We start from the raw sequence: 1,912 nt of genomic DNA, 5'->3' as shown, positions 1-1,912 counted from the left end.
GAGGTCGCCGACCATGGCGAAGGCGTCGCGCCCGACGACCGAGAGCGTATTTTCGAAGCCTTCTGGCGCAAGAACGACGCCTCGCGCGGAGCAGGCCTCGGACTCGCGATCGTGCGTGAGCTGCTCGACGAATTGCATGGCTCTATCGAGGTGCGGACGACCGAAGGCGGCGGAGCGACATTCGTCGTGCGGTTGCCCTCGGCGTAAGGTTGCGGCGCCGCATCGATCTATGTCGGATGGCGGCCGGCTGAAGGGCTCGAACTCGCATGAGGATTCTGCTCGTTCCGCCGGTCTCGATGATGACAATGATGAGGCGGCGGAAATCGAAATCGGCACCATGATCGCGCCCGCTTTGGACCTGGAAACGACAATGTCGGCTATCGGCGTGATCGGACGTCCGCCCTTCGAAAGGAACGTGTCTCCAATGGGTCCAGGCTGTGTGAAAAGCCCGTCTGACGGATTCTCTGACCGTAAACATTGCGCTAGAATCCGGCATGACGCACATTTCCGGCTCCGATCGCTCCCAATTGCTGCTCCTGCCCGAGACGGTCGACGATTACGTCGCCGCCGACAATCCCGTTCGCTTCATCGACGCCTTTGTGGAGGCTCTGGATTTGAAGGCGGCGGGATTTGCGCGCGTCGAAGCGAAGGCGACAGGACGTCCGGGATATGCGCCGGGCGATCTCCTCAAGCTCTATATCTACGGCTATCTCAACCGCATTCAGTCGAGCCGCCGGCTCGAACGAGAGACCAATCGGAATATCGAGCTTATGTGGCTGACCGGCCGCTTGACGCCGGACTTCAAGACCATCGCCGACTTCCGCCGCGACAATGGGCCAGCGATCCGCGCGGCCTGTGCGCAATTTTTGACGTTGTGCCGGCAGTTCGACTTGTTCACGCGCGCTGTCGTGGCCGTCGACGGAAGTAAGTTCAAGGCCGTCAATAACCGTGACAAGAATTTCACGGTGGCCAAGGTCGCCAAACGGATCGAGCAGGTGGAGGCCAGCATCGCGCGTTATTTGGCGGCGCTCGATCATGCGGATCGACAGGACAGCGACGTCGCCGAAGCCAAAGCAACACGCCTGAAGGAGAAGATCGCAGGCCTGCGTCGGCAAATGCAGTCGCTCGAGGAGATGGAACGGCAGGTGGAGGCGGCTCCCGACAAACAGATTTCTCTAACCGATCCCGACGCCCGCTCGATGGCGACCAGCGGCAAGGGCACAGGGATCGTCGGTTACAACGTCCAAATCGCTGTCGACGCGGAGCATCATCTCATCGTCGCGCACGAGGTGACCAACCTCGGCACTGATCGAGCGCAACTGGCGTCCATGGGCTGCAAAGCTCGCGACGCCATCGAATGCGAAGAAATCACCGTGCTGGCTGATCGAGGCTATTACAGCGGCGAGGAAGTGCTGGCTTGCGAAGGCACGGGCGTGTTGCCCGCGTTCCGAAGACGCTCACCTCCGTCAACGACAAGCGTGGTCTTTTCACAATCCGGGACTTCATTTTTGATTCGGAAAAGGACCACTACACCTGCCCGGCGGGCGAACGGTTGACCAAGGCAATCGCGCGTTCCGATCGGCATGATAATGTCGACCAATACCGCAATCTCATGTCCTGTCCGACTTGCGCGCTGAAACGCAGATGCACGCCGACCAAATACAAGCGCCTAAAGCGATGGGAGCATGAGGGCGTCCTCGACAAAATGCAGGCTGCGCTCGACCGCATGCCCGAGGCTATGACCATCCGCCGACAGACTGTCGAGCACCCGTTCGGAACATTGAAGGCATGGATGGGCGCCACCCACTTCCTGACCCGAACCCTGGAAAAGGTCAAAACCGAGATGAGTCTTCATGTGCTCGCCTATAATATGAAGCGGATGCTCAACATCTTCGGAGTCGAGCCGCTCATG

1 protein-coding gene and 1 pseudogene are annotated in these 1,912 nt (G+C 59.8%); both read left to right on the top strand.

What is annotated here, in order from left to right; translation table 11 throughout:
- Positions 1 to 207: sensor histidine kinase KdpD (locus tag A1351_RS04845; RefSeq protein WP_198162223.1), on the top strand; the 207-nt coding region annotated here is incomplete at its 5' end.
- Between the two features lie 287 nt (positions 208 to 494).
- Positions 495 to 1,912: pseudogene (locus A1351_RS04840) on the top strand (IS1182 family transposase); the annotation flags it as partial.

Origin of the sequence: Methylosinus sp. R-45379 (genome assembly GCF_001644125.1) — a bacterium.
In the GTDB taxonomy this organism is placed as follows: domain Bacteria; phylum Pseudomonadota; class Alphaproteobacteria; order Rhizobiales; family Beijerinckiaceae; genus Methylosinus.
This window is presented reverse-complemented; position numbering and strand designations above follow the sequence as displayed.